This is a genomic window from Levilactobacillus muriae (assembly GCF_045862015.1).
In the GTDB taxonomy this organism is placed as follows: domain Bacteria; phylum Bacillota; class Bacilli; order Lactobacillales; family Lactobacillaceae; genus Levilactobacillus; species Levilactobacillus muriae.
Window position 1 is genome coordinate 142,643 of sequence record NZ_BAAFRU010000003.1, and the last position, 26,666, is coordinate 169,308.

Genomic DNA, 26,666 nt, shown 5'->3' on the forward strand with positions numbered 1-26,666 from the left:
AATCAAAAATTGTCAAAAATCAACCAGCTCAGTCTGAAGGAGTTTATCATGCAAAACCTGGATTTAACCAACCTTGTGCTGGGGGCTTGGCTCATGTTTGTCGTCATCAAGCGACAACTCGCCCCTAAGATCATTCGGTTCAAGCTAGAATTTTTTATTCTAGTTATTTTACTGGGAATGGCGTCGATCGGTGATGCCTTTCAGAAACAACATTTACAGATCACCCTACAGCAAGCCCTTATCTTTGGTAGTCTTAGCCTCGCCAGCGCCGTTATCTTTGCCGCGCTGCGTGCTTGGTCCTATCGTTTCTGGGTGAACGATGATGGCCTTGTCATGCGGCAAGGAAACTGGCTGACACTGGCCCTGTGGGTGATCGGTATCGCTGGTCACCTGGGCGTTGACCGCCTATGGACGGGAAGCTCAGTGACATTGCTCCTCTACTTAGGGGTCACGCTATTGGTCCAACGTGGTTGTGTGTGGGTGCTGGCACGACGCCAGTATCCGGCTGAAATGCGGGCCAATGCGGCTTTACAGGCCGAAAATCATCACGATCGTCACGAACGTCGGCGGGCCCGCCGCAATAAATAAAATCAATTTTCTAAAACAAAGGAGCTGTGACAGACGTCATGGCTCCTTTGCTGTTGCTAGTCCTATTTTTCACTATAGTGCGTTCTGCACGCCAAAATCGTCACAATTTCATCAGCAACTGTATAGATCAAGCGATCTTTTTCGTTAACTCGCCGTGACCAATATCCCGTGAAATTCCCATGCAATGGCTCTGGTTTACCAATGCCTTCGAAGGGCGTCCGTGACACATCCGTTAGTAGTAAATTAACGCGTTTAACCGCTCACTTATTATTTTTCAATAACCACAGATAATCTTGCCAAGCATTCTCTGTAAATTTCTTAGCCATCTGTGTCCTCATCTAATTGCATCAGGTCATGTTGAACTGTTTGATTTCGTTGTGCTTGATTCAGAGATTCTTATAGCCACTCACGATTTGTAGGATTTTCTAAGACATACCGATTTTCAAGCATATTATTGTATTCATCCTCTGAAATCAAAACCGCATTTTTTCGATTCTTACGAGTAATCGTAATAGGCTCAAAATCTCCGGTAGCCTTATCCATGTAGCTCTTCAGATCTTTACGAAAATCACTGTAAGTTGTTGCTTCCATAATCTCACTTTCCTCCTGTACTTGATTCTGTACATTTGACTTCAACAAGTTCACCGTACAGTATAGCGTACAACAAGGCAATTGTTTTACCTCTATTCTCCATCAAAACATATAAGCAATTCAGAGAAAAATGACCTATTTTCCACCCTTAAATCGGGCCGTGAGCTTCTTCTCACTCGCTTCAAGCAGGTCCTGTGCATCAATATCGTAAAGACTGCTGAGCACTAAAACCAAGTCCATCGTATCAGCCAATTCCTCCTTCAAATTCGCCCGCTTCTCAGCAGTTGTCGCGGCTTTTTCACCAGGATGATCGCGGCCAATTTCGGTGGCGCGAACTGCTCGTGAGACCTCACCCACTTCTTCCGTGAGAATCGCCACGTGAACAAAGGGTGAGTACTGATACCAATGTCGATGCTTGTAGAAATCGGTGAGCCACTGTTGATGATCATTAATTGTCAAATTGTCTACCTCTTTTTGCGTTTTTTATCTAAACGGAATCCCTGGCAGCCGGAGTGCGGCTGTTTTCACTAATTCACCCGCGAAGTTGCCTTCTTCGCCACCAACGCAAACGTCAGTGGGATCTTCGGTGCATCAACCGGCAACTCAAACCAGCCATCGCGCTGCACTAGATTCGGCAGCGCTGGCCACTCCGTTCGTGGATATTCACCCAGAAATTCGATGGTTAATCCGGCTGCCAGAAGCGCCGTGGTGATTTCTTGAAAGTCATGATTCCAATTGTGATTCGTCGTGTGCTGCACGCGATGCGCCGAATGATCGGTATACGACCCATCCTGTTCATAGGTCAGGGTGCCGTCATTGAAGTAATCAGCGTGAACCACCATTGACTCAAAATCTAGGGCATTCAGGAAGGGGTGATCATCGCGAATCATGAACGTACCGCCATCTTTCAGTAATGCTGCAATTGAGTGTGCCCAATCCATCAGATTCGGCAACCAGGTAATTGTCCCCATGCTGGTGACCACAACATCGAAATGTGAATGAATCTGCTGACTGGCAAAGCGTGCATCGCCCTGCACATATGTAATTTCGGCCTGCGCGCGATGGGCAATCTCCCTGGCATACGTCAGCGACTGTGGTGAAAAGTCCAAACCCGTAACGTGCGTGGCGCCTAGGCGTTGCCAGGACAACGTGTCCGTTCCGATGTGGCACTGCAGGTGTAGCAAGTCACAGCCCTTTATCGTGTGCTCAGACAGCCACGGACGCAGCACGGCATAGTCGTGCTGAACGGTCACCGATATTCCATTTGGTGTTGCCACCAAGTGATCAACGTCGTAAAAGTCCGAGGCCATGTGCACCTTAGCGCGGTCGTTCCAGTTGGCTTGATTATCTTGTAACTCATTTTGATGATCTGAATGCCCCATACTTGTCAGCCTCCTAACTTAATATAATTGTTATCATACCACGCCAATAAGCAGGTGGTGACACCTGTTTTTACATACGCAATCAATTTGAACCATGGGTCACACCAAGACCGCGAAAGAATGTGATGTTTCTTTGCCTAAGAACTTATGAATTTACTAAAGGACCAAAGAAACCTTAAAACCCCCGTCGGTTTTCCCACAGCCGCGTTATTCTGCGGTAGTCTAGAAGCATGTTGAATGACACGTTTAAATTGGTTAGCATCTTTCGGAGGTGATTCGATGCGCTGGGAACCCTTATTAATTATTTTACTCATGTCTTGCTTGAGCGGTCTACTCATCGTCACGACCATGCACAAGCACCGGTGGTTTGCCCTACTGACATTAGCCTACTTAACCGGCTTAGCAGGGATCCTATTTACCCCGATTTCTTTCTCTGGCACTGGCATCTACATTATGCCCGTCGGCTTTGGTCGTGTGAACTTAACCCAACTCGACGTCTTTAACCTTGGTTTTGCGGAAAATATTATCCTGACCTTGCCGCTTGGTCTCTTAGTGAAGTGGCTCGTCCCAAAGATTTCCATCTGGGGTGTCGGAGCGTTCGGCCTCTTCACCGGTAGCAGTATCGAAACGATTCAGTATATCCTCTCACAACACTGGCTAATCAACCGGAGCAGTGACATTAACGATGTGCTGGCCAACGCCATAGGTATCATGATTGGTGGCATTCTAGTCGCCATCTACTACCGTGTCCGCGTCGGCCATCGCAACCGGCAACGCCAGCAGCGCGCGGTTGCTTAAAGCTAAACTTAAAGCCAAGTTCGATCCGGTTAGTGCCGAATCAGGGCCTGGCTTTTTTCTTGGCAAATGAGGCCCCTACTTATTACTAATGTAATTTTCAGGGAATCAGTCTCATTATTTTGAAGGGAATTGGAAAAATCGTTTTGCGGTGACAATCCATACAGTTCCAAAATACTCATTATGCCTGTTGGGACAACGATACTGGACCTAAAATTAGGCAACGTTGTCCCAACATCGCCTTACCGGCCGGCAGATATGGGCTGGATCGGTGCGAACACAACTTGAAGCCTCGAAAGTACCGAGTCTCCAAGCTTGGTTTTCTACTAAGCCAGGTGGGAAATCGCCCCCTGACTAAGTAGAACGACGCGCCTGAGCCCATATCTGCCGACCTCTCGGCTGACGTAGTTGGCCTGAGGAAACACGGATTATGCTTAAAGAAACATTATTGTTTTATGCTTAAATCCTAACAACCGTCTGGGATTCAGTACTTGAAATTGACGTGCACAATCAGAGCCGGAGGCGGCCAGGGATGGAGCTAGCCGTGTCGACGATGTTGGTCGGTGATTTTCCCGGCCTTACATCGTAGGACGACCTGAGAGACGCCTGTACTTGGCGGCTTTCAGGCGAGCTGGAAGCCCGTCCTTTGGCTGGAGGCGTTCCCCACAGCAAGTGGAATCCCTGGCTGCCGGAGTGCGGCTGTTTTCGCTAATTTAGCCGTGCTAATTCCTAGTGTCGCAAGAGTAAGGCAATCATTTTTGGCTTTCAACCTTCAGTAAACAGTCGACTTCTAAAAAATCACGCCAGCCACTTAGCCAGCGTGATTTTTTCATTTAGTCATTCATTGATGACGAAGTCGCCTTGGTCTTGCGAAAGACGAACCATTTGCTGAAAAAGTAGTTTGCCAAGACAACAATGACTTGATCAACTAGCTTGGTCAACATTTCATTTTGCGACAATAAGGATACCCCGATCCACATGATGCCTTCATCCATAATTAGGGTTACTGCTCTAACGGAGAAGAAGGTAAAAATTTCTCGCCATAGCGCGCCAAATGTGGTGAAGTGGGAATGGAAGACCCACACCCGGTTCGTCACGTACGCAAACAGTACGGAAATTAGCCAGGCCATCGCCGTGGCAATCTGATAGTTCCAGCCCCATAGTGTTGCGGTCACGAAGAAGACGACCAGATTAACTACGGTGGTTAGTCCCCCAAAAAAGAGGTACGCAATGACACTCTTATACTTGTCATAGAGCTGTAGTAGTTGCTTCATAAATATCCTCCCCGAAATGGCGTCTCATTAACCCCTGTTATAACTGAAAAGGTTATGGGACACAAGGCAAATCCTCGATTCAATAGAAAAAGTTAAAAGTTCACGCACTGACCATACATTCTCTAGGGACTAGTTAGGCTATAGCATGGGTTTAGCAAGTAGAGTTGTTTGGGGTGTTTTGTAGATGGAGTTAAGTTAAAGTAATTTATTTAATCTTGCTTGCTCGGCCGAAACCAATTAAAAACACCACCTCAGTCTCTCAACCGAAATGGTGCGCATTTAATTTAAAGGTTTAAGCGTTTTTGAATGAGGTTAACCATATGGCTCTTGAATAGCGCGTACAGCAACACGACTTGAATCGGCGTCATAATCACCTGTTTTAAGAGTCGTACCGGGAATAGTCCCCAGAATGGCGTCTTATACATGATAGCCACCCACAACGTGTTCAGCAGTGCGTTAACCACCACTGAGATAATCACCTGAGCGATGATCAACCGCGGCCAGCTAACTGGCTTACCATACAGAAACAGCGCATAGATCAACGAGCCCAACACCGCCGAAATCGTAAACCCGATGAAGAACGGGCCACCCGACATTAACGTGCCGATCACATCGACCACAGCTGCCGTCATCATCCCCCACCAGGGGCCAAACAACCAGGCAACCAGGGCTGCGATCAGGAACGTGAAGCTAAACTTCAAGAATGCTGGTCCCACCGAAAAACTCTTGATCACCAATTGCAACGCCATCAATAGGCCCATTGTGACCAAACTCAACGTGCTCAGCTTGGGTAGCCGAGTCTCTACAGTCATCTTCAATTCAGACATCTCCTAAGGGAGTTGCCACATCGCTGCGGCCAATGCGGAAATAAAATCGCGGGCCAATTGCCCTTCGTCCGGTGTTCACATTGCGTTCCACCAGCACTTGACGCTTTATTTCCTACTCCGTAAATTTAATTACAGCGACTAGCTTACCATAACCACCTAGAAGATGCACGCTTTAAGCGCGATCGAAATCTTTTAGCCAAGCCAAGGCCAACGCCTTTTCACCCAGATGGGTCCCAATGACCGGTCCAAAATAGGAGCGCTCCACTGGAATCTCTGGATACTGCGTGGCAATCTTATTGGCCCAGGCTTGGCCGCCCTCGGGATCGTTAGCATCTAAGACTAACGCGCGTAACGGATAATCGACCTTGGACTGCGCCTCAACAAACAGACTTTCCACGCGAGCCAACGCCTTCTTGCGTGACCGGACCTTTTCAAAGGCCACAATCTCGTGTGTCTCATCGTCAAACGTCAATAGTGGCTTGATACGTAGGACGCTCCCGATGAACCCAGACGCGTTGGACAACCGCCCACCACGCACCAGGTTTTGCAGATCATCAACCACGAAGTATTCGCCGATCGTTGACCGCAAGTCATCGAGCCGGGCAATAATCTCATCCGGTTCGGCACCCTTTGCGGCCATCCGTGAGGCTTCAATTGCTAAGTAACCCATTAATTTAACAGTAATTTGTGAATCGTATGGAATGACCTTGATGTTTTCAATCGTTGGTGCCAACGCCTTTAACTGGTTAACGAACCCAGAAATCGTGCTGGCCAGGTGAATGCTAATAACCGCATCGTAACCCTCGTCGGCCAACTGATCATATAAGTTGATCATTTCGCCCAATGGCGGTTGGGACGTACTGGGAAACGACTTGGAATTTCGTAATCGCTCGTAAAATTCGCTCGTGGTAATATCAACATCTTCATCATAGGAGCGACCATCAATGATCACCGGAATAGGGACGACGTGAATGTGATACCGCTCGACCTCTTCTGCGGACAAATAGCTGGTACTATCGGTGACCACAGCAACCTTCATGTTTGTACACCTACTTTATCTTTCGTTTAGGACTCATTTACCCCACAATTAAGCCGCACCGTTAATCACTACTCAGTGAGCAGAATCAACCGGTACGGCCAGTGGAATATCAAAAAAATTATATTACCACTGGGGTCAAAATTAAGTTTCAAAAACTAGAATACCATAATTTCGACGAGACGACTAGGATTTACCCGTCGCCGTCCGTGGAATTGTGAGGAAAATAATCAGCCCGATGACAAACAAGATTGACAGCGATGCCGCCCCAATGCGGGATTGCCCCGTTATCTGAGTAACGACCCCGACCAAAATAGGCCCCAACACTGCTGAAAATTTCCCTAAAATATTATAGAAGCCAAAGAATTCGCTTGACCGATCCTTAGGAACTAACCGACCGAAATAGGAACGTGACAGCGCCTGAATCCCGCCCTGGCTCGTCCCGACCAACACAGCCAAAATCCAGAAATCCAAGGTCGATTTCAGATTCAGCGCATCCACACAGATCACTAAATAGACAATAATGGCAATTAAGATGCCTGTCCGGGTGCTGGTCTTACCGGCTAACCACCCATAAAAGATAGAAAACGGGAACGCAACTAGCTGGACGACTAGGAGCACCATAATCAGTGTCGTACTGTTGATGCCAATATCCAGGCCGATAGAGGTCGCCATGGTAAAGATGGTATCGACCCCATCAATATAGCAGAAGTAGGCAATCAGGAACCAAGCTAAGTATTTGTGTTGCTGCAAATGAAGGATCGTCTGCCAGACGCGGTGCCAACTCTGCTTCAACGGCGCTGACGTGACGTTTAACGCATGGCGCTGGTGCACGTTACGCTGGAACGGGATGAAGAAGGCAATCCACCACACGGCCGCTAAGGCAAAACCCCAGCGTGCGACGGCCAGACTCGACAAATGGCCAAAGCCATTGGTAAACTCGAGGACCATAAACATTAGAAAGGCAATCACGCCCCCCAGATAGCCAAAGCCATAGCCTACACTAGACAACCGATCCATCTGCCGATCATCACTGACATCGGTCAGAAAACTATCGTAGAAGAGATTCCCTCCCGAATAGCCCAAGATTGACAGAATATAGATAAACAGCAACCATTGCCACTGTGAAGATGGCAGTAAGGCTAATCCCAGTGTCATCACCATTCCCAAACTAGCGAACCCCGTCATCAGGCGTTTCTTGAACCCTCGATAATCGGCTAACGCTCCCAGGAAGGGCGCCAAGATAGCCACGAGTAATGTGCCAAAACTGTTGGCATAACCCCAGTAGGCCGTGGCATTTGCCGCCGCGACCCCACTGCTTTCGGCAACCCCTTTGAAATAAATCGGGAGAACCGCCGTGGTCACAATGATACCGTAGCCGGAGTTGGCCCAGTCGTAGAAGACCCAGCTCCACTGCTCTTTAGTGAACTTCATCATGCCCCTCCTTAAATGCCGCGTTCAAAGCTTGACCCGGCAATTTTTCGGGGAACTGCACGTTCAGGAGTTTAGCAAAGGTTGGTGCCTCATCAATCAACCGGGCCTCGTCGATGATTTGATTTGGCTTAATCGCCGGCCCGTTCAGAACCAACGTGGTAAAGTAATCCGGCTTATCTGGATCGTAACCGTGGACCCCGTGATAGCGGTCCGGTTGTCCAAGGCTCTCTGGATCAACGGCTTCCACCGCAGCGGGACGATCCGTCTCGTCCGTAAAGTAATACCCAGCTTCCGCCTCTACCATAAACCGACATCGTGGATCCGCTCCGCGTACGGCGGCCGCTTGACCGTCGATGACCTTGGCGACACCCGGCGTCTCCTCGAGCAACTGCTGTAGGTGCTTACTGTCCGCAAAATTTCGCGTATACACATAAGTACTCCCATCACAGGACTTCGCCCACACGTGCCAGTCATTCTTGACCGTCCCGTTTGCCGTGGGCGTTAACCAACCACGTTTAGCAAAGACTTGATTCAGGTGAATCATGTGGTCCACGTTGATCTGGTAGTGGTCACCCAGAATAGCAAAGTTCGTGGCCGCAAAAGTTCCGGCCGCAATCGTTGCGTCAATCAACTTGCCGACCCGCGCATCCAGCCGTTTCAGAGCAGCCATGGCTTCAACCGACCGCACGCCATAGCGGTGACGCATGCTATCCATATCGACTAAATGAATCAGTGTCAGTGTGGGCTTCTTGTGCGTCAGTGTGTCAACCGCGCAGGCCGTGATAAAGTCATCCAGCTCAGGTTGTTGAATGCCCCGTCGCAAATGGCCATAGCGTTGATTCATCCGCAATAGAAAGGCCGGACTGCTGGCTTTTAATGAAACCAGGACTTGATTCGTCCAGATCCGATTGGGGAAAATCTCCGCGAGGTTATAAGTAATTTTGCTGCCCGCCGTAACTGGCCACAGAAAGGCCGCCGTCTTCTCATGCTTCTGCCGCACGAGATCATACAGTGTCGGCACCTTCACGTCACGCTGATACCAGTACCAATCCGGTGACTGACGCTGCGGCTGCATCTTCGTATTGTTCACGATCCCGTGAACCGCCGGATACTGTCCGGTAATGATCGTGGTATGTGAGGGATAGGTCAAGGTGGGATAAATTCCCCGCACCTTTCTGACCCGGGTTCCCGTGACGACCAGGCGCCGCAAATTGGGCAACTCCTCTAAGTGTTCGTCCAAGTCCCGGCTCCCCATGGCATCTAAAGAAATTACAACTAATTTTTGCTGAATAATCACTCACTCCTATGCTTAAGCGCCTCAAGGTTCCTTAACGGTGCGTTGCCGGTCCATACTTTTATCGAGCCGGTTCAATAATATTTGTAATAAATTGCGTTCATCGGTGGACCAATGTTCAAAAACGTCATCGGATAAGGTCTCAAATGCCGTATTGATTGTCGCGGCCGTTTCCGTACCGTTATCTGTTATTGTATATACCAACTGTCGTTTGTCTCGCCCAATGGCCTTTTTGGTGACCATGTCTTTGGCAACCAAGCCCTTCAGTTGACGACTCAAAGTTGAGGTATCCAACTTGGTTTGTTGGGCAAGAATTTCTTGGGTATTTTCACCGCCACCGATGTGGTCGAGTAACTGCCACTCGGAAACGGTCAGGTGATGCTGCTTGGTCATCCGTTGCAACAAGGTTTGTTGCACTTTGTTGATGGCCATTAACGCGCCTAGACTGGATTTCATTTTGCCCTCACTCCTTTGCTTGTATTGTACAACGATTTGCTTGCTAACCACAAGTCAATTTGATGACAATTTTATCTTAAAATTGTCTGGATTATAAGGGATCTTCTTTGCACTTAACCCACCGGCCAGTTATACTTAAAGTTGTGTCAATTTTAGGAACTAGTCTGTGTCTGAACGCCAGTTACTTTCGGCACAACTCACGGCTAATTTATCGCCCTGCTTGTTTTGCCCTCATTCACCCGTGAGCTCCTACACAGGCAGCTTTATCACTACCTTAAATCTCTTTAAAAAATAATTTTTTCATTAGAAAGGTGTTGTTTCCATGTCATTTGACGGATCCTTTACCCACGCAATGGTTCAGGAACTCAGCCAAAACCTGACGACCGGCCGTGTTAGTAAGATTAACCAACCTTACGATAACGAAGTCGTCTTGACGATTCGCACCAACGGCCATAATTATCCGATTCTTCTCTCGGCTAACCCAACCTACGCGCGGATCCAAGTGACGCAGATTCCTTACGTCAACCCACCCGTTCCCACGAATTTCACCATGATTCTCCGGAAATATTTGCAGGGAGCCATTGTCAAAGGAATCACCCAGGCCGCTAATGACCGGGTCGTCCACTTACACTTTACTTCCCGCAACGAACTGGGTGACCAGCAAGAATTACTCCTGATCATCGAAATCATGGCCCGACACAGTAACGTGATCCTCGTCGACAGCGCTACCGATAAAATCTTGGATGCCATTAAACACGTCGGGTCCGATCAGAACCGTTACCGGCTGCTGCTTCCCGGTGCGCAATACATTAATCCGCCGAAGCAGGACCTTGATGATCCCTTCAACGGCCCGCGTGCCGATCTTGCCCAAACCTTACGCGACTTCCCTAACGAAGACGTACTCGCCCAAACGCTGCAACATCAGTACCAAGGGCTGGGTAAGGATACGGTAGCGGCGCTGTCAACGGCCCTACATGAACCCGGCGATGCCGCACAACACTTCCGCGACTTCTTTGCTCGTTTCGACGATCCACAACCAACGCTAACCATCTCATCAAAGGGTAAGACTAGTTTTACTGCCTTCCCTTACCCCACGACCGGCACACAGCAATCCGCTGAGAGCCTGTCCGAACTTCTGGATACCTACTATCAGGACAAGGCCGAACGGGATCGTGTTCAGCAACAAGGCAGTGTCTTAATCCGGGTTGTGCGTAACGAACTCAAGAAGAACCGCAACAAGCTTAAAAAGCTGCAGCGAACGTTAGCCGAGACGGAAAATGCCGATGACTATCGGATCAAGGGCGAAATCCTCACGACCTACCTCCATCAAGTTGAGCGCGGTCAAACCGAGGTGTCGTTGCCAAACTTTTATGACGAGAATAAACCGCTGAAGATCAAGCTCAGTAATCAGCTCTCGCCAAATCAAAACGCTCAAAAATACTTCAAGCGGTACCAAAAAGCTAAGAATGCCGTAATTTACGTCAACGAACAACTTGAGATTACTCAGGCTGACGTGGACTACTTCACGAATATCATGGCCCAGATCGAATTAGCTGCACCAAAGGACTTAGTCGATATCCGTTTGGAACTCCAACAGGGTGGCTACCTCCGCGACCATGATCACTTGAAGAAAAACAAGAAGCAAAAACGGCAAAAGGTCAGCAAGCCAGATCGGTTCACTGCCAGCGACGGGACCAAGATCTCCGTTGGAAAGAACAACCTGCAAAACGATCAGCTCAGCCTGCACACGGCTAAGCGCACTGATATCTGGCTTCACGTGAAGGACATGCCGGGATCTCACGTGATTATTCACGATGACACCCCTAGTGAGGCAACTATCATGGAGGCGGCTAACTTGGCCGCTTACTTCTCCAAGGGTCGTGCCTCGAGCAACGTTCCCGTGGACTACCTCCCCGTCAAGCGGCTGCACAAACCAAACGGTGCCAAGCCCGGCTACGTGATCTTTACCGGTCAACGGACCGTCTACGTCACGCCTGAAAGTGATTTGGTTGAAAAGCTAGCAGATAACTAGGCTAATTGCTATATACAAATAGTTCCTAAGCAAAAAGCACACCACCAACGATCGTTGACGGTGTGCTTTTTGCTAGTTACAATTTTGTCTTTTTCTCACGATTAACACTAATCATTAAATTGTCCGATTAATAATCTTGTCGAGTTGCTCGGTATCACTCAAATTACGCAATGTCAGCGCCTCACTCGATCCAAAGGCAATCGTGGCACCCATTTCCTGATCGGTTGTTCCCGGCCGGTTCAGAACGTGAAGTTGCTGGAATGGAAAGACGGCGTTCATCAAGGCGACCCGTTTACTGTTGAGGTCGATCTTGATCGCTGAGAGTTCCTTTTCATCCAATGTCCCAATGTGCTGCCGTGTAAGCATTCGCACCCAATTGATGCCGGTGACTTTGCTCAGAAAGGCCATCTCTGTCAAACGCGTCGGTCGAATCCCGACGACCGCCAGTTGTTGACTACTCTTGTTCTTCGGGGCAAAGAGGATCTGGACCATCCCCGTCAGTTGGTGCTCGCTAACGGCCTCCTTGGCCTGCTCAACCAATTTCAGTCGATCAGCCTTGGCCCTTTCGGCAGGCATCCGAAAGGCCGTAACCTGTGCAATATCCTGATTCATCCCCGGGGCGATCATATCCATGATGCCCACCGCAATCTTATGCTGCTCATGGACAAAGAGACTGACACTAATGGTCGCCGTCTTTGGCTGTGCCTTACTACTCTCCTGATCCGGTGGCAGAACATGTAGATTCAAGTCTAACTTGCCCAACTCGCGGGTCAGATAATGCCGATTCCCTGGAACGATCACAATATCCGGATGTTCTACCTTGATGACATTGAGAACATCACCCAGTTGAATGGGATCGACATACTGCTTGTCCGTGAATTCGGGAGCGATCCCAATGGCATTCGGGTTGGTATTCATCAGAATCGTGTGGTACCCTGCCCGTTTCAGCTGCTTGAGCATCTCAGTCGTGAAATACTCAGCAGCGGAGTTGGGCCCTAACTGATTCCCACCGCGTCCCAGGACCAGAGCCGTCCGATCGCCTAACGGCTCACTTTCGTTTTCATATTCAAAGGTGCTGTAGTAACCACTGGCCTGCTCATCGAACTCACCAGCAGTGGGTTCGATCATTTTGTAGGTCGGTTGGATCTCCGCCTCGGCGGACAGGTGCCGAATGGTTGCCGTATCCGTCTGCCAGATTCGCGCAATCATCCCATCCCCAAAACCGTAGTAACGCCCCATTTTGAGGGTGTCCACGTCCAGGGGATTTTCCTTGATCCGCTTTTCAATCTTCAATAAATGTTGCAGTTTGACGAAATAGAAGTTGTCGATCTTGGTCAATTCGCTCAGTTCATCTGGAGCGTATCCCCGCCGAAGTGCTTCGATAAGCACCAGAATCCGGTTAGCCAATGGGTGGATCAGCTGACTGATCATCTCCCCATCGGTCAGATTACTGACACTGGGTAACACGTCTCGTGGCGAGAACTGTGAACTCCGAACGGACTTTAACATGGCCTCTTCAACCGAGCGCCCCACGCCGATCGTTGACCCGACCGCCTTCATGACGGTATCCAGGTGTTGATCAGCATCGGGAATCTCCTGAAAGGGCCAGATTGGAATCCGCACGCTGACGTGATCAATCGTGGGTTCCATGATCGCTGTCTGCTTGATAAACCGACTGGGCAACTTGATGTCAACTAACCGTTGGCCAATCAGCAGAGCACCCGTCACCAAAGCCAGCGGATAACCGGTCGTCCGCGCAGCCAAGGCGACACCACGCGTAAAGTACGGCGCAATCTTGGTCACGTAAAAATGCTGATTTTCCGGATTCAACGCGAAGTGAATGTGGATGACCCCCACAATTCCCAACTCGGTCGCTATTCGGAAGGTAGCATCCCGCAGGTCTTGGTACTCCCGGTCATTCAGCGTTTGTGGTGGCGTTACCACGATGGAATCTCCGGAGTGAATCCCGACCGTGTCGATATTCTCCAGTCCTGAGATCAGAACCTTGGTATCGGCCACGTCACGGACCGCCACCATTTCGATTTCCTTGTAACCCACAACACTGCGTTCTAGCGTACACTGGTCGAACCGTGACTGCGCGAACCCTTGATTCAAGGCATCCAGCATGTCGTCGACGTTCTCACAGATCGTTCGGTTGGTATCCAAGCGAGGGGCCACCGGTTTCACAATCAGTGGAAATCCGATCGACTCAACCAGCCCTAACGCCTCATCTTCCGTAGACACGACCTGTGCTTCGATGACCGGCTCGTGAATCTCCTTGAGTGTGTCATTTAAAGCCGCTGGATTATTGATCTGCCGCAACGTCGCGGCGGGCATCCCCAGAATGGTGACGCCAAACCGCCCAATGTCGCCATTTTCAACGAGTTCCTGAGCAATTCTAATCCCCAGCAGGCCACCCAGCGTCGGTAAGATGGCATCTGGCTGGTCGCGCTCGATGATGTGCCGCACGTTAGCGGTCGTCACCGCCTGAACGTACATGTTCGTTGGCTGGATCTCCTCCAGTGCCACGGAGAACGGATTGTTATCAATCACCAGTGTCCGCACACCGTGTTTCTTAAAACCAGTAATGATCTGGACGGTGGCGCTGTCAAGCTCGGTCTCATGACCAATTTCCGTCGGACCACTCCCAATGATCAAAACCTTTTGTAAGTCATCCAAGTTCTGCAAGCTTATCCCTCCCGCCGTGCTGTCATGGCTTCCATGAATTCATCGAACAGGTCACGACTCTCGTGAGGACCCGGCGCACCATCCGCGAAGAATTGCACGGAAAATGCTGGGTAGTCACGGTGGCGCAGCCCCTGAACGGTGCCGTTGATCAGGTCCACGTAGGTGGTGATCAGTCGGTCACGGTCAATCGTCTTGGCGGTGACGGCGTATCCCTGGCCCTGCGTGGCGTAAATAATATCGTTCGTAATAATTCGACGAATAGGATGGCTACTGCCGTGATACTCCACGGGCAGTGCCTCTAATTTGGCCCCATTAGCCAGTGCAAAGAGCTCGTGGCCCAGGCCAATAGCGAATAACGGAATCTCAGCTTGAACGGCTCTAATCATCTCTAAGACCCCTTCACCGAGGTCTAAGGGTGATCCAGGCCCCGTCGACAAGAGTACACCATCCGGATCCAAGTTCAAGACATCCTGGGCACTCGCCGTCCACGGCAGAACTGTGACGTTACACCGGCGCTCAGACAGTTGCCGTAAAATCCCGTGTTTCAGGCCAAAATCAATGACCACCACGTTCTTACCGGTATCCGGGTTGGGATACGGCTTGGGCGTGGCGACCTGATCGACCTGTCGATTCGTCAGCACCGTAGCGTTGAGCTGATCAAAGGCGTGGGCATCCGCGACGTCCACGATACTTCCCTTGACCGGTCCGTCCATCTTCCGGAGCTTACGAATCAGGTGACGGGTATCGATGCCACTGATTCCCGGGATATTGTGTTGTTGTAAAAATTCATCGAGCGACAGTCGGGACAGTCGGTTGGTCGAAATGTTTGTCACATCACGGACCACCATCCCCTTAGCTGTGGGCAGAATCGATTCATAACTATCGTGGTTGATGCCCACGTTGCCAATGGAAGGCTGCGCAAAAATGATAATTTGATTGTGATAAATTTGATCGGTGATCGTTTCCTGATAGCCTAAGAGATTTAAGTTGGAAATGACCTCACCACTCGTTGTTGCGCCAGCACCAAATCCTTCACCGGCGTAGGCCGAGCCGTCTTCTAAAATCAAATAGCGTTTTGCCATGCTAAATCGGCCCCTTCGTCAAGTCTATGCCTGTTGGATTTCCACGGCGTCGCGGTCGTCAATCTCGCTAACGGAGACCTTGATCCGTTCACGCTGGGAGCTGGGAATATTTTTGCCCACAAAGTCGGCACGAATTGGGAGCTCACGGTGACCACGATCGACCAAGACGGCCAGATTAATGGATTTGGGCCGACCAAGATCCATGACGGCACTCATTGCAGCACGAATGGTGCGCCCCGTGTACAGGACGTCATCCACCAAAATGACCTTTTTACCGGCAACTGAAAAGTTGATGTTGGCCGCGGATACTGTGGGATCAGCCGCGGCATCGTGTTCAATGTCATCACGATACGACGTAATATCGAGGTCGCCGACCGGTACCGTCACATTCTCCAGTTGTTGCAAGCGACTGGCAATTCGTCGTGCTAAATACACGCCGCGCGTCTTGATGCCTAGAATAACCAGGTCATCGACACCCTTGTTTCTTTCAATAATTTCATATGTGATCCGGGTCAGGGCCCGTTGCATTGCCATTGCGTCCACAACTACCTTTGCCATCTTAAATTCCTCCTTAAAGTTTCACGCGTTCATGTGCAGGAAACGGGCAGATCTCTTCGGTAAAATGGTGAAGAAACCCGCCCGCCTAGCTACCGGCAAACCCGCTTATCTCGTACGTTTAGCTTAAAAAACTCAGATTACTTTGTCAACTGGTAAACCGGCCTCATGCCGCAGCTTATTGACGACTGCCATGAAGTGTGCCGGAACGGGTGCGGTGAAGTCTAACTGCTCCCCCGTTGTCGGCTGAACGAATCCTAATTCACGGGCGTGTAAAAACTGGCCTTCACCCTTTAACGTCTTCTTTGGGCCATACAGTGGGTCACCAGCGACGGGATGGTTAATGTAGGCCATGTGTACCCGAATCTGATGGGTGCGCCCGGTTTCCAAGCGACACGCTACCAGCGTATAAGTGCCATAACGCTCTAGCACGCGGAAGTGAGTTACGGCTGGACGACCATCAGCTACGACGGCCTGCTTCTTACGATCCTTAGGTGCCCGACCGAGTGGCGCACGAATCACGCCTTCTTCTTCTTTGAAGTTACCGTGCACGATAGCGACATACTCCCGTAGGTTGGTCTTGGCTTGAAGTTGCGCTGAGAGGCTCTGATGAGCATGATCATTCTTAGCCACCATCAGAAGGCCTGACGTATCCTTATCGATGCGATGGACAATGCCCGGCCGTAACGTCCCATTGATGCTAGATAATGGGCTGTGATACAGGAGCGCGTTGACCAGCGTGTGATTGGGATGCCCCGGAGCGGGATGAACGACCATCCCCTGAGGCTTATTCACGACGATGACGTCATCGTCCTCGTATACGATATCCAACGGAATATTTTCCGGTGCCAAATCGAGCGGCTGTGGATCGGGCAATTCAATGTGAATCGTCGCGCCTACAGCTGGCTTATCCTTTGGTTTGGCCGGTTGACCATCTACCGTGATCTGTCCTGCTTCGATGGCCCCTTTGGCCTGTGAGCGAGAAATCGTGGTCACGGTCTCGGCAACGAGCTTATCCAACCGTGCCGTCTCCGTTACTGTAAATTCATGTGTTTGCATTAATGTGCCTCCCGACGATCGGCGAGAAAGACCCCGATCGCAATAAATATCACACCGACCGTTAAGCAACTGTCGGCAAAGTTAAAGATTGGAAAATTAATAAAGTCGAGTTGGAACATGTCAACCACATAGCCCTGTGTAAGCCGGTCGATGAAGTTTCCAATAGTTCCGGCCATCATCAGAGCGAGGCCCAGTTCTTCCGGCCAGTGTTCACCGCGGCTGCGGTACTGCCAGAAGAAGTAGCCCATGATACCCAACGCCACGATGGCGATAACGGTAAAGAACCACATTTGCCCCTGTAAGATACTCCAGGCGGCCCCATCGTTGCGCAAGTGGGTCAACGATACCAGCCCAGGGATGAAGCTTTGTTCGCCGCCGAGGGGGATGTTGGCCACCACGGCGTATTTGATCCACTGGTCGATCCCGACCAGCAGAATAATTAAGATGGTATCAGCAATCAGCATAACTTCTGGAGCACCTTTCCTATAAGTCGTTGTTGAAAATTATACCAGAAAAACCCGGCTTCTGACGGTTTGCACGAAATAAAAATTAGAGAACCATTTCATGGGGGTTAGGGATTGAGGGGCAACAGGATGGCTACTGGTACGTGACGGTGGACAGAGACGTGCTTGGCTAGGTACTAGCAGGCCTTTTGACCAGTTGATCATCCCCACAATCAATTATGGGTTAAAACGAAAGTTACCGGTATTTTGAGAAATCATGCGACTAAAATCGCGAAAATTACATTAGTAATAAGTAGGTGGCTAAATGCTGAAAGTTCAAAAGAGCCTAAAATGGTTGGTCACTGTCTACGCAGGCGTGAGTGAGCCAAATTTAGGCTCAGCCGTGGGATTTTCCAAGTGTTCTGCTTGGAAAATGGCGACTTTGAAACGCGGGTTAGGCGGTTCAAAGCGATCTGGCAGACCGCTTCTCAGGCTGGCGGCGTCCTACCCACAGCGTTCCAGCCTAAATTTGGTGAACGGTAAGCCGGGTGTTTTAGACCGTGTTGCCAATATCAAGTGCTATTGTTACCTCCCTGCTATGTAGCGGGTTACGCCGACAATTTAGCCTTCACCCCTTAAATAGGCGATATAAAAAAGGCGACGATTACTCGTCGTCTTGGTTGTGTCATCTTCTACGTTTCAAAAAATGGGCAAGCCCATCGACATCAAAGTCATCCAGACTTCCAATCCATTTAACAATGCCTAAATCCTTTTTCATAAAATTTCAAGGGCAGTTTTTGTGTCAACATAAGACGGCTGATTAAGACCAATTTCACGCCACTTTTCAATGGGGTAATAGAAAGATTGCATCCATTCAGATTTCTGGTTATATTTTGAAGTTATTCGATAGGCGAATACAGAATGCTCAGCAATGTTAACAAGCAAAACTGGTCGCCTTTTATCGTCACTCCCGCGAACAGACGCGTAAGCAACATAGATGCTAATGACATCATGCTTCTTCATCGTCACCAACTAGCAGGCGACTAAGCTCTTCTCGCGAGCTAACTTTTTTAAACTTTCCAGCCACAATCTCTTGTTGCACGACCCGGTCGAGCTTTTCCTTTGGCGTTATCCGAGTTAGTTCAAAAGGCACCCCATCATTAGCAATAACCTGTTTATAGAAGGCTGTTAACGCCGAAGTCGTCGTCAAGCCAATATCGCTAAAAATTTGTTCAGCTTGTTCTGCCAATTCTTTGTCAATATTAGCTTGAATCCGTTTCTTTTCATGTGCTTTAGCCTGCATGTTATTCACCCTCTCTTAACACCTTATCATACATCCATTAGGAGACAATCTTACTCATTTAGCCTGATACTACCACGAAATTCGTTGATGACTGCCTCCCGGACAAGACTAATTATTGTTGGATGAGGTAAATAATGCCTTCCCCCGGGTCAATGCCTTCCCAAGCATCATCTAACCCCATTACACTACCGCCAGCGGACCAGCCTTTGAAGCTCTTCCTGGTTGTCGCATCGTACCCCTGCGCAGTCAGAGCTTGATCAATTGATTTCATGCTAGCCGGATTCTTACTATTAAAATCAATGTATTTCATCTTCTTGAAGGGTACGTAATCAGAAACCTCCCGACTCATCCCTTCTTGGCTGCGTAGATCATTAACATCAGCGGAATCATCAATCGTTTCAAAGGCGTTTGCCGCATCTGTCAATTTGGAATTGTATGTAGATTTGGGAAACATGGCCCGAATCATAGCTTCACTGTCGACAGTCGCATCGTCCGTTACCTGTGTCTTCGGCGTTTTGCCATTAGCCTTCAGGTAGCCACGCCAGATCCACCCTTGTAAGGAGCCATCCGCGCTCTTCACATGATAGTAAATGGCATTGTGTCCCGCGTACTTCTTATACAGCATTTCATGCGCGTCCGTGTACCACGTAACTTTCGCCGTCGTCTTATTGTTGCTGTAGCGGATGCTGAGATGCTTAGAGAACCGTGAACCGGTCGTTGCCATGTAAGCATGCCGTTTCATGGTCGTGCGCCAAACTAGCCGTACTGAACTGGCACGTGAAGCCGAATACTGGCTACTTGCAGAAGCTGTTAGAGTGACAACGCTTGAAAGGCCAATTCCGACGCCGATAACCATCATGATTTGACTCAATTTTTTCATCATAAATTCCTCCCACTATTGGCCAGTTTAGCACTGATGCATCGACTGTCAAAATTCGCATTACAAAGAGACGGTAACAAAAAACGGCCACCCTCAACAGGTTGACCGTTAACAAAATAGGTTTAATCATCAAATTTAGATAGCCTAGAACAAACCCGTAATCTTCCCATCAGCGTCAATATCCATATCCAACGCCGCTGGATGCTTAGGCAGACCTGGCATCGTCAAGACGTTCCCCGTCAAGGCAACTACGAAGCCGGCACCCAAACGTGGTTCAAACTCTCGGACGTGAATCGTAAAGTCCGTAGGCGCACCGAGTTGATGGGCATCATCGGTCAGTGAATACTGCGTCTTTGCCATACAGACGGGCAACTTGTCCCAGCCATACTTGGCAAAGGTCTTCAGCTGTCGAGTCGCCTTGGTCGACAGCTCGACCTTAGCCCCACCGTAAATTTTCTGCGTAATGGCCGTCATCTGTGTGACCAAGCCGGCATGTTCTGGCGTCAAGCGAGTAAAGTGGCTCGGTTGTTGGGTTGCCGTAACAACCTTGTCAGCTAGGTCTAAGGCTCCGGCACCCCCATCGGCCCACACAGTCGTCGTTGCAACGGGTACATTCAGCGCTTCGATATCGGCCGTCAACGCGGCAATTTCAGCATCGGTATCGCTAGTGAACCGGTTGATGGCCACGACCACCGGCACACCATACTGCTGCATGCTAGCGATATGGCGTTTCAGATTGGCGCTACCCGTCTGTAGGGCTGCCACATCTTCCGTTTCCAAATCAGCGCGCTTAACACCGCCGTTGTACTTGAGTGCCCGGACGGTGGCCACAATGACCACGGCGTCTGGCGTCTTACCGAGAACCGGCGTCTTGATGTCCATAAACTTTTCGCCACCGAGGTCGGCCCCAAAGCCGGCTTCAGTCACGGCGTAATCGCCGAGTTGCAGCGCAGTCTGTGTCGCCAAGACGGAGTTACACCCGTGGGCGATATTGGCAAACGGTCCACCATGAATGATGGCTGGGTTGTGTTCCAAGGTCTGAACCAGGTTGGGCTTGATCGCATCCTTCAGTAACAGGGTAATTGCCCCACCAACCTTCAGATCGCCGACCGTGACCGGTTCCTTATCTTCGTTATAGCCAATCAAGATACGATTGACCCGACGCTTCAAGTCGCTGAGATCTTCACTCAGGCATAGAACCGCCATTAGCTCGCTGGCAACCGTGATGTCAAAACCATCTTGACGCGGCACACCAGACGTGCGGCCACCGAGGCCAATCACCGTTTGCCGCAGTTCACGGTCATTGATGTCCAGCACCCGTTTCCACACGATGCGCCGTGGATCAAGCCGCAATGCGTTGCCTTGTTGAATGTGATTGTCGATCAACGCCGCCAGGGTGTCGTGGGCCTCGGTCAGGGCGTGAAAGTCTCCCGTAAAATGCAGGTTGATATCTTCCATTGGCACCACTTGCGCATAGCCACCACCGGTCGCACCACCCTTAAGTCCCATGACGGGACCCATTGACGGTTCACGCAAAGCCAGCACGGTCTTGTGTCCGGCACGGTTCATCGCATCCCCAAGACCCACGACAACGGTCGATTTCCCTTCGCCGGCCGGCGTGGGATTGATCGACGTCACCAAGACGAGTTTGCCATCCTGATGTTCGCCCGCTAATGGCAGGTTGATCTTAGCCTTAGTGTGACCATAGGGTTCAATCTGATCGGGGGTTAGCCCCAGTTTTGCCGCAATTTTTTCGATAGGTTCTAACGGCGTTTCCTGTGAAATTTCAATGTCGCTCAATTAATTTCCTCCTTCACTGTCCCCGGCATGGCGGCTTGAATCAGCCCGGCCAATTCGATGGCCGAGTTACGGGGCAGTAAAAACTGATAGATTTTACCCTGGGCAACGATCCCCATCCGATAACGTGAGACGCGGACCGCGCTGACGTGTGCCAGCGGAATGACCAGGTGGCGATGGTTCAAGACGGTGCTGACCGTCAAGACACCATTGGCCATGGTGATGTTGCGGTAGTGAACCTCCGCCCAACATAAGATGGCAAAGGCCACGAAGAAGCCGAGTGTCCACCAATTAAAGCGCGTCACTTCTAGCCAAAAGATGGCCCCGACCATCAGGACCATTAGTGTCCAACTCCAGTTAATAATGCTGCTAACGGGGTTGGGTTGATACAAAAATCGCCGTTCTTGGGTTATCATAATTTACAACACCTCACGAAAAAGATTGGAGTGATTCTGTGTTTTCTTTGTATACCGATGCCGCTACGCAACCACAAAGCGGCCTGAGCGCTGGGGGCATCCTGATCATTCATGACCACGAGCAGACCCAGCTCAAGAGCCGCTTGACTGCCACCAACAACCACGCTGCCGAGTTTGAAATCGCCCGTTTGGGATTTCAACGACTGGCGGAGATTGCCGGGGACGCTTGCGCAACGACTACCGTTTTATTCTATACCGATAGCCAGATTGTTAGCGATAGTTTACAGAAACATTATGCAAAACATTACCAAAGCCTCGTTGATGCACTCCTAGCTGCGCAGGCACCCTTTCAATTAGTACTCACTCAATGGGTCCCTGAGAAGCAGAACCGAGGGGCACATACGCTGGCTAATCAGGCCCTTCACTCCGCGGAGGAGGCCAAATAAGTCGTTAGAGGCTTCTCGTATTGACTCCAGTCCGGTGTCCCACCGTACAACGCAGAACCTGCTAGGAACTTCCCAATCTGTGGACCGGTCGTCAAACCCGATGAGCCCAACCCGGAAGCAACTAGGAAGTCCTCGTGTTCCGGAATCGGTCCAAAGAAGGGCGCGAAGTCACTGGTGTAAGCCCGTGTTCCGACACGCACGCCGATGAGACTATCCGCCGTGATACTCTTGACCAGTCGTTGGGCACTACCCAACAGATCGGCCGTGACCTCTGAGTTGATGCTGAGGTCAAATTTGCCATCATTCTCATGGGTCGCACCCACAATCAGCTTACCGTGACCAAAGGGAACAAAGTCGCGTTCACCCTCGGGCATCACAACGGGCATGTGCTCTTGCAAAGGATAGTCCTTCACGGCTAGCTCGATCAACTGACCTTTTTGTGGCCGAATGTCGGCGTTCACACCCAATGGCGCAATCAATTCCTTGAGCCAGGCCCCAGCGGCTAAGATGACCCGGTCAAACTGACGGGCACCTAGTGACGTGATGACTTGTCCCTGCGCATTGAGCTTGACGCGTTCGTGACTAACTTTTAGGTTCCGTTTGCTAGCAATTGCCAGCAACCCGTCAACCAAAGCGGCCCCATCGACCCGTGCACCCCCGGTAATCACGACCCCCGGCTGTGGTGCCGTCAATAGGGGTACTTGATCTTGAACCTCTTGAGCCGTTAAAGTGGTAACATCCCCCATGGTCGCGGCGGTCTTCCGTCGATCTTGGGCCAACGCAAACAGCGTTTCCAGATCGGCTTCATCCTCACGCGTCACGATAGTCCCAGTCTGCTGATAGACATCGGTACCCAACTGCGCATCGTGGATCAGCTCGGGATAGAGGTCGGCACCCGCTTTTGCCAGGCGATACCACTGTTGATTCCGGCGCTTTGAGAGCCACGGTGAGATGATGCCCGCGGCAGCCTTTGACGCTTGGCCCACGCCGTCATCAAACAACGTGACCTTGATCTTTTCACTACCTGGTAATTTACTCAAATAATAAGCCGCGGTGGCACCAACGATACCGCCACCGATGATGGCAATTCTCTTTTGCATGCAAATTGACCTCCTAATCAAGTCACTACTTAACTAATTTTCATTTTAGCATAACTTGCGCCAGATAACGCTTAGTTAATCTATGATTATTGGGTTGCCTTCGGGCACTAACTAGACTCTCGATTTCCTTGAATCGGTAAACAACTCGTGGCGGACATGCTCTTTCGACCATTAGTTTGGCTCAAGCCTTAGTGTCCCGCTGCTTTTAACCGCGTAAATTTCCCTAAAAAAATGGATCTTGCCCACCCTGGCAAAATCCATTTTCTGTCATCATTTTTTTAAAGAACCAAGGTTGAAAGCCCCAATTCACCTAGAAAGGTCCAGCTAACAGGGATTCAATCCACAAAATCAGTCGAAAATTGCCACCTGCGGCTGCCAAAGATTCCGGCTGCTGTGGGGATCGCCTGCGGCCTGAGAAACGGTCCTCCGGCTCGGTTTGTTCTTTAACCTGAGATTGTGGTGACAATCGCCGAACTGGCAACGTTAATCCACGATAGTCGGTCACTGTCTACGTAGGCATGAGTGAGCCAAATTTAGGCTCAGCCGTGGGATTTTCCAAGTAGGTTAACTTGGAAAATGGCGACTTTGAAACGCGGGTTGGGCGGTTCAAAGCGAGCTGACAGACCGCTTTTCAGGCTGCCAGCGTCCTACCCACAGCGTTCCAGCCTAAATTTGGCGAACGGTAAGCCGGCTGATTTAGACAATATAGCCACCATTCAGGACGCTATTCCTACTGTGTAGAGGGTTATGCCAACATTTCACCTTTAGTTAAAGACACGGAATCGTTCGCTATCGTCCATATAGTCCTTAGCATCAGCTGGGGATTCAATGGAGCCAAAGTCCATCTGTGCCCGCAGACGCCAGCTTGCTGGCACATCGAAAGCTTCACGAACGGCGTCGTCGATCAGTGGATTGTAGTGTTGGAGGTTCGCACCCAAGCCGTTTTCGGCGAGTGACGTCCACACGGCATACTGTGCATTCCCTTGAGACTGTTCGGACCAATCTTGGAAGTTGTCCGCGTACAATGGGAAGTTCTGTTCAAAGTCTCTGACTGTCTTGGTTTCGGTAAAGTACAGGATGGTACCATAGGCGGCTTTAAAGCCGTTGATCTTGGCCTGTGTCTTGGCAAAGGCGTCATCGTCCTTCGCAACCTTATGCAGAGAATCGGCCACAATGTCCCAAAGTTTGTCGTGGGAAGCATCAAACAGAATGATGGCTCGCGTCGTTTGATTGTTAAAGGAAGAGGGCCCCTGCTTGATGTTACTTTCGATGAGATCGACTAATTCATCCTGAGAGAAGCTGACATTCTTGCCCAAGGCGTAAATACTACGCCGTTTCTTAGCTAATTCGATAAACTTAGTTTCCATAATTTTAAAAACCTCACTTTTATGTTGTTGTCATTTTAGAGCGATGAGCTGATAAGCAAACGCTGGCTTTAAGTTTACCACTTACTTTTAGGAAGTAAAGTGATTATTTAGGTACTTGATAGGCCTTTTCAAAGGTCGTCGTCATCCAATCCAGCCAGTACTGGGGATTAAGTGTCTCCCCAGAAACTTGTTTGATCAAGGCTTGTGGCGTCAGACTGGCACCCAGCCAATGAATGTTGTCCTTACGCCACTGCGTAATTCGTGCATAGTCACCACTTGCCAAAATATCATCGACCGGCAATGTTTGGCTCATTGTATGGTAGAACTGGGCCGCATAGATTTGGCCCAACAGATACGTTGGGAAGTACCCCAGATCGCCACCCGCCCAATGAATGTCTTGAAGAATCCCCTCTGTGTCGTTGGCCGGCGTGATTCCCAGGTATTCCTGGTATTTTTGCCGCCATAGCGCGGGTAACTCCGCCACCGTGGTGTCGCCATTAAACAACGCCTTCTCGAGCTCATAGCGTACGATGATGTGAAGCGGATACGTCAGTGGATCGGCTTCCGTTCGGATCATGGTTGGTTTCGTCGCCATGAAACCCTTGTAGAAGGTTGACTCGTCAATATCTGTGAAGATATCGCCGGTCGTCTGCTGGAACCGATTGTATTCGCCTTGCCAGAATGCCGCATTACGGCCAATAAAGATTTCATTAAACAGCGACTGCGATTCGTGCAAACCCATCGATGGGGCATCTGCCAGTGGTGTGTAGTCGTAATCGGGATTGAAGTTCTGCATGTACAGGCCGTGACCAGCTTCGTGAATCCCGCCGAGAAGTGACATCTGAAAATCATGGATGCCATAACGGTTGGTAATCCGAGCATCCCCCCGGTTCAAAGCGACTGTGAAGGGGTGGGTGCTCCGTGACAGATTCCCCTTCTTGAAGTCATAGCCTAGCCGTGCAACGGTCTCTCGAACCAAGCGTTCCTGGATATCTTCCGGAACGGCTCGGCTCATGAAGTCTGTCCGTGGCTGCGTCCCGTATGTTGCTAGGGTCTGTTGGATCTTCTGGATACCAGCCTTCAACGCGTCCATAATGGGGTCCAATTGGGCCACGGTCATTCCGGGTTCAAACTGATCAAGGAGGACGTCATAATCGGTGGTCTGCCCCCGCTTCCAGTAGGGAATAAATTGCTTTTTAAACGCCACAATTTTTTCCAGATACGGCTGCAACAAGCTAAAGTCCTGGACCACGCGGGCTTGCTCCCAGACTTGTTGGGCATCAGAAACGACCTGTTGATACGCCGCATAATCTTCGGCGGGGATGTCATGATTCAGGTCATAATCTTTCTGAACCAACCGCAAGACCTGTTTACCCTTCTCATCGAGCATCGTGGGGTGGGCCGCAAAGTAATCGAGAAACTGGCCCATTGCTGTCCCGGTCCGCAAGGCTAGTTCCTGACCACTGATGTAGCCGGTCAGTTCACCCCGAAAACTTGCCCCATCCTGCGGTAAGTTCGTGTGCGAGTCCCAATCGATCAACGTTAAGTTCATATCCAATAAGTTAATTTGCTTAACCAATGCTAGAAAATCCTGTTCGTGTGTCGTCATAGTCATCCGCCTCCAATTATCAAGTTAGATTAAGTCTAGCATGGATAATTCTAAAAATCTCGTGAAATTTCTCATTTATTTTTCATCACGTATTTGTTGCTTCTTCCATATAAGTTCACAGCCAAACAAAAAATGGCGTTACCGGCTCGATTTTGAGCTAGCATCGCCATTTTTCATGTCTACAGTTGATTTAGCGTCGTCTAAACCAGCCG

Annotated in this window: 27 protein-coding genes, 1 pseudogene and 1 riboswitch; of the genes and pseudogenes, 5 read left to right on the forward strand and 23 right to left on the reverse strand. The window is 50.0% G+C overall.

Translation table 11 applies throughout. The annotated features are described in order from the left end of the window. Positions 1-48: 48 nt before the first annotated feature. The gene (locus tag ACKTSF_RS02865; protein WP_407886453.1) at positions 49-588 is read left to right on the forward strand and encodes a hypothetical protein; all 540 of its coding nucleotides are present in this window, start codon (positions 49-51) and stop codon (positions 586-588) included. Positions 589-650: 62 nt separating this feature from the next. Here the strand turns inward: ACKTSF_RS02865 and ACKTSF_RS02870 are convergent. The 4 genes and pseudogenes from ACKTSF_RS02870 to ACKTSF_RS02885 form a co-directional block, all read right to left on the reverse strand. Next, positions 651-833: pseudogene (locus ACKTSF_RS02870) on the reverse strand (Txe/YoeB family addiction module toxin); the annotation flags it as partial. A gap of 151 nt (positions 834-984) precedes the next feature. Next, complete coding sequence (locus ACKTSF_RS02875) at positions 985-1,179, reverse strand: type II toxin-antitoxin system Phd/YefM family antitoxin (protein ID WP_407886455.1); 195 nt, start codon at positions 1,177-1,179, stop codon at positions 985-987. 135 nt (positions 1,180-1,314) lie between these two features. Beyond that, positions 1,315-1,638 (reverse strand): MazG nucleotide pyrophosphohydrolase domain-containing protein, encoded by a 324-nt coding sequence (locus ACKTSF_RS02880; protein WP_407886457.1) that lies wholly within the window; start codon positions 1,636-1,638, stop codon positions 1,315-1,317. A gap of 68 nt (positions 1,639-1,706) precedes the next feature. Beyond that, entirely contained in the window at positions 1,707-2,561 is an 855-nt protein-coding gene (locus ACKTSF_RS02885) for a class I SAM-dependent methyltransferase (protein WP_407886459.1), read from the reverse strand. 279 nt (positions 2,562-2,840) lie between these two features. Here ACKTSF_RS02885 and ACKTSF_RS02890 point away from each other — a divergent pair, with 279 nt between their 5' ends. Continuing rightward, positions 2,841-3,359: a VanZ family protein gene (locus ACKTSF_RS02890; RefSeq protein WP_407886461.1), complete on the forward strand. Its 519-nt coding sequence runs from the start codon at positions 2,841-2,843 to the stop codon at positions 3,357-3,359. An 830-nt stretch (positions 3,360-4,189) separates the two neighbouring features. On the opposite strand, the gene ACKTSF_RS02895 is transcribed toward ACKTSF_RS02890, so the two are convergent. From ACKTSF_RS02895 to ACKTSF_RS02920, 6 genes are all read right to left on the reverse strand, one after another. Then, positions 4,190-4,630, reverse strand: a complete 441-nt coding sequence (locus ACKTSF_RS02895) for a GtrA family protein (protein ID WP_407886463.1) — start codon at positions 4,628-4,630, stop codon at positions 4,190-4,192. A 284-nt stretch (positions 4,631-4,914) separates the two neighbouring features. Then, complete coding sequence (locus ACKTSF_RS02900; RefSeq protein WP_407886584.1) at positions 4,915-5,442, reverse strand: folate family ECF transporter S component; 528 nt, start codon at positions 5,440-5,442, stop codon at positions 4,915-4,917. A gap of 39 nt (positions 5,443-5,481) precedes the next feature. Continuing rightward, a riboswitch (THF riboswitch) is annotated at positions 5,482-5,579 on the reverse strand. Positions 5,580-5,629: 50 nt separating this feature from the next. Further along, on the reverse strand, positions 5,630-6,496 hold the full coding sequence (locus ACKTSF_RS02905) for a DegV family protein (protein WP_407886465.1): 867 nt from the start codon (positions 6,494-6,496) through the stop codon (positions 5,630-5,632). Positions 6,497-6,679: 183 nt separating this feature from the next. Further along, the gene (locus ACKTSF_RS02910) at positions 6,680-7,927 is read right to left on the reverse strand and encodes an MFS transporter (RefSeq protein ID WP_407886467.1); all 1,248 of its coding nucleotides are present in this window, start codon (positions 7,925-7,927) and stop codon (positions 6,680-6,682) included. Continuing rightward, the gene (locus ACKTSF_RS02915) at positions 7,914-9,224 is read right to left on the reverse strand and encodes an alkaline phosphatase family protein (protein WP_407886469.1); all 1,311 of its coding nucleotides are present in this window, start codon (positions 9,222-9,224) and stop codon (positions 7,914-7,916) included. Before ACKTSF_RS02915 ends, ACKTSF_RS02910 begins: the two co-directional genes overlap by 14 nt. A gap of 21 nt (positions 9,225-9,245) precedes the next feature. Further along, positions 9,246-9,677 carry a MarR family winged helix-turn-helix transcriptional regulator gene (locus ACKTSF_RS02920; protein ID WP_407886471.1) on the reverse strand — a complete coding sequence of 144 codons (432 nt, stop codon included), beginning with the start codon at positions 9,675-9,677 and terminating at the stop codon, positions 9,246-9,248. A 322-nt stretch (positions 9,678-9,999) separates the two neighbouring features. Here ACKTSF_RS02920 and ACKTSF_RS02925 point away from each other — a divergent pair, with 322 nt between their 5' ends. Continuing rightward, positions 10,000-11,709: an NFACT RNA binding domain-containing protein gene (locus ACKTSF_RS02925; RefSeq protein WP_407886473.1), complete on the forward strand. Its 1,710-nt coding sequence runs from the start codon at positions 10,000-10,002 to the stop codon at positions 11,707-11,709. 114 nt (positions 11,710-11,823) lie between these two features. Here the strand turns inward: ACKTSF_RS02925 and ACKTSF_RS02930 are convergent, their stop codons facing one another. The 5 genes from ACKTSF_RS02930 to lspA form a co-directional block, all read right to left on the reverse strand. Next, the gene (locus ACKTSF_RS02930) at positions 11,824-14,397 is read right to left on the reverse strand and encodes a carbamoyl phosphate synthase preATP-grasp domain-containing protein (protein ID WP_407886475.1); all 2,574 of its coding nucleotides are present in this window, start codon (positions 14,395-14,397) and stop codon (positions 11,824-11,826) included. Between the two features lie 2 nt (positions 14,398-14,399). Beyond that, positions 14,400-15,479 (reverse strand): carbamoyl phosphate synthase small subunit, encoded by a 1,080-nt coding sequence (locus ACKTSF_RS02935; RefSeq protein WP_407886477.1) that lies wholly within the window; start codon positions 15,477-15,479, stop codon positions 14,400-14,402. A gap of 24 nt (positions 15,480-15,503) precedes the next feature. After that, positions 15,504-16,037 (reverse strand): bifunctional pyr operon transcriptional regulator/uracil phosphoribosyltransferase PyrR, encoded by a 534-nt coding sequence (gene pyrR, locus ACKTSF_RS02940; protein WP_407886478.1) that lies wholly within the window; start codon positions 16,035-16,037, stop codon positions 15,504-15,506. A gap of 132 nt (positions 16,038-16,169) precedes the next feature. Beyond that, entirely contained in the window at positions 16,170-17,093 is a 924-nt protein-coding gene (locus ACKTSF_RS02945; protein ID WP_407886480.1) for an RluA family pseudouridine synthase, read from the reverse strand. Next, the gene (lspA, locus tag ACKTSF_RS02950; protein ID WP_407886482.1) at positions 17,093-17,557 is read right to left on the reverse strand and encodes a signal peptidase II; all 465 of its coding nucleotides are present in this window, start codon (positions 17,555-17,557) and stop codon (positions 17,093-17,095) included. Before lspA ends, ACKTSF_RS02945 begins: the two co-directional genes overlap by 1 nt. A 396-nt stretch (positions 17,558-17,953) precedes the next feature. Here lspA and ACKTSF_RS02955 point away from each other — a divergent pair, with 396 nt between their 5' ends. Then, entirely contained in the window at positions 17,954-18,079 is a 126-nt protein-coding gene (locus ACKTSF_RS02955) for a hypothetical protein (RefSeq protein ID WP_407886484.1), read from the forward strand. 231 nt (positions 18,080-18,310) lie between these two features. Here the strand turns inward: ACKTSF_RS02955 and ACKTSF_RS02960 are convergent, their stop codons facing one another. The 5 genes from ACKTSF_RS02960 to ACKTSF_RS02980 form a co-directional block, all read right to left on the reverse strand. Further along, positions 18,311-18,559 carry a toxin MazF gene (locus tag ACKTSF_RS02960; RefSeq protein ID WP_407886486.1) on the reverse strand — a complete coding sequence of 83 codons (249 nt, stop codon included), beginning with the start codon at positions 18,557-18,559 and terminating at the stop codon, positions 18,311-18,313. Continuing rightward, complete coding sequence (locus tag ACKTSF_RS02965; protein ID WP_407886487.1) at positions 18,546-18,839, reverse strand: type II toxin-antitoxin system RelB/DinJ family antitoxin; 294 nt, start codon at positions 18,837-18,839, stop codon at positions 18,546-18,548. Before ACKTSF_RS02965 ends, ACKTSF_RS02960 begins: the two co-directional genes overlap by 14 nt. A gap of 112 nt (positions 18,840-18,951) precedes the next feature. Beyond that, entirely contained in the window at positions 18,952-19,719 is a 768-nt protein-coding gene (locus ACKTSF_RS02970) for a hypothetical protein (RefSeq protein WP_407886489.1), read from the reverse strand. Between the two features lie 144 nt (positions 19,720-19,863). Then, positions 19,864-21,519, reverse strand: coding sequence for a formate--tetrahydrofolate ligase (locus ACKTSF_RS02975; RefSeq protein WP_407886491.1), 1,656 nt, complete (start codon positions 21,517-21,519; stop codon positions 19,864-19,866). Continuing rightward, positions 21,516-21,932 (reverse strand): EbsA family protein, encoded by a 417-nt coding sequence (locus ACKTSF_RS02980; RefSeq protein ID WP_407886493.1) that lies wholly within the window; start codon positions 21,930-21,932, stop codon positions 21,516-21,518. The genes ACKTSF_RS02975 and ACKTSF_RS02980 overlap by 4 nt, the downstream gene beginning before the upstream one ends. Before the next feature lie 38 nt (positions 21,933-21,970). Here ACKTSF_RS02980 and ACKTSF_RS02985 point away from each other — a divergent pair, with 38 nt between their 5' ends. Beyond that, entirely contained in the window at positions 21,971-22,378 is a 408-nt protein-coding gene (locus ACKTSF_RS02985) for a ribonuclease HI family protein (RefSeq protein WP_407886495.1), read from the forward strand. Here ACKTSF_RS02985 and ACKTSF_RS02990 read toward each other — a convergent pair. The 3 genes from ACKTSF_RS02990 to ACKTSF_RS03000 form a co-directional block, all read right to left on the reverse strand. Beyond that, positions 22,354-23,478 carry an NAD(P)/FAD-dependent oxidoreductase gene (locus ACKTSF_RS02990; protein WP_407886496.1) on the reverse strand — a complete coding sequence of 375 codons (1,125 nt, stop codon included), beginning with the start codon at positions 23,476-23,478 and terminating at the stop codon, positions 22,354-22,356. The two genes, ACKTSF_RS02985 and ACKTSF_RS02990, sit on opposite strands and share 25 nt — an antisense overlap. A 764-nt stretch (positions 23,479-24,242) precedes the next feature. Continuing rightward, positions 24,243-24,845, reverse strand: coding sequence for a nitroreductase family protein (locus ACKTSF_RS02995; protein ID WP_407886498.1), 603 nt, complete (start codon positions 24,843-24,845; stop codon positions 24,243-24,245). Between the two features lie 103 nt (positions 24,846-24,948). Then, entirely contained in the window at positions 24,949-26,454 is a 1,506-nt protein-coding gene (locus tag ACKTSF_RS03000; RefSeq protein WP_407886500.1) for a carboxypeptidase M32, read from the reverse strand. Positions 26,455-26,666 lie beyond the last annotated feature (212 nt).

Coding starts and splice junctions, on each gene's coding strand:
- ACKTSF_RS02865 (WP_407886453.1), top strand. CDS start 49: ATGCAAAACCTGGATTTAACCAACCTTGTGCTGGGGGCTTGGCTCATG.
- ACKTSF_RS02875 (WP_407886455.1), bottom strand. CDS start 1,179: ATGGAAGCAACAACTTACAGTGATTTTCGTAAAGATCTGAAGAGCTAC.
- ACKTSF_RS02885 (WP_407886459.1), bottom strand. CDS start 2,561: ATGGGGCATTCAGATCATCAAAATGAGTTACAAGATAATCAAGCCAAC.
- ACKTSF_RS02890 (WP_407886461.1), top strand. CDS start 2,841: ATGCGCTGGGAACCCTTATTAATTATTTTACTCATGTCTTGCTTGAGC.
- ACKTSF_RS02895 (WP_407886463.1), bottom strand. CDS start 4,630: ATGAAGCAACTACTACAGCTCTATGACAAGTATAAGAGTGTCATTGCG.
- ACKTSF_RS02900 (WP_407886584.1), bottom strand. CDS start 5,442: ATGACTGTAGAGACTCGGCTACCCAAGCTGAGCACGTTGAGTTTGGTC.
- ACKTSF_RS02905 (WP_407886465.1), bottom strand. CDS start 6,496: ATGAAGGTTGCTGTGGTCACCGATAGTACCAGCTATTTGTCCGCAGAA.
- ACKTSF_RS02910 (WP_407886467.1), bottom strand. CDS start 7,927: ATGAAGTTCACTAAAGAGCAGTGGAGCTGGGTCTTCTACGACTGGGCC.
- ACKTSF_RS02920 (WP_407886471.1), bottom strand. CDS start 9,677: ATGAAATCCAGTCTAGGCGCGTTAATGGCCATCAACAAAGTGCAACAA.
- ACKTSF_RS02925 (WP_407886473.1), top strand. CDS start 10,000: ATGTCATTTGACGGATCCTTTACCCACGCAATGGTTCAGGAACTCAGC.
- ACKTSF_RS02935 (WP_407886477.1), bottom strand. CDS start 15,479: ATGGCAAAACGCTATTTGATTTTAGAAGACGGCTCGGCCTACGCCGGT.
- pyrR (WP_407886478.1), bottom strand. CDS start 16,037: ATGGCAAAGGTAGTTGTGGACGCAATGGCAATGCAACGGGCCCTGACC.
- ACKTSF_RS02945 (WP_407886480.1), bottom strand. CDS start 17,093: ATGCAAACACATGAATTTACAGTAACGGAGACGGCACGGTTGGATAAG.
- lspA (WP_407886482.1), bottom strand. CDS start 17,557: ATGCTGATTGCTGATACCATCTTAATTATTCTGCTGGTCGGGATCGAC.
- ACKTSF_RS02960 (WP_407886486.1), bottom strand. CDS start 18,559: ATGAAGAAGCATGATGTCATTAGCATCTATGTTGCTTACGCGTCTGTT.
- ACKTSF_RS02965 (WP_407886487.1), bottom strand. CDS start 18,839: ATGCAGGCTAAAGCACATGAAAAGAAACGGATTCAAGCTAATATTGAC.
- ACKTSF_RS02970 (WP_407886489.1), bottom strand. CDS start 19,719: ATGAAAAAATTGAGTCAAATCATGATGGTTATCGGCGTCGGAATTGGC.
- ACKTSF_RS02980 (WP_407886493.1), bottom strand. CDS start 21,932: ATGATAACCCAAGAACGGCGATTTTTGTATCAACCCAACCCCGTTAGC.
- ACKTSF_RS02990 (WP_407886496.1), bottom strand. CDS start 23,478: ATGCAAAAGAGAATTGCCATCATCGGTGGCGGTATCGTTGGTGCCACC.
- ACKTSF_RS02995 (WP_407886498.1), bottom strand. CDS start 24,845: ATGGAAACTAAGTTTATCGAATTAGCTAAGAAACGGCGTAGTATTTAC.
- ACKTSF_RS03000 (WP_407886500.1), bottom strand. CDS start 26,454: ATGACGACACACGAACAGGATTTTCTAGCATTGGTTAAGCAAATTAAC.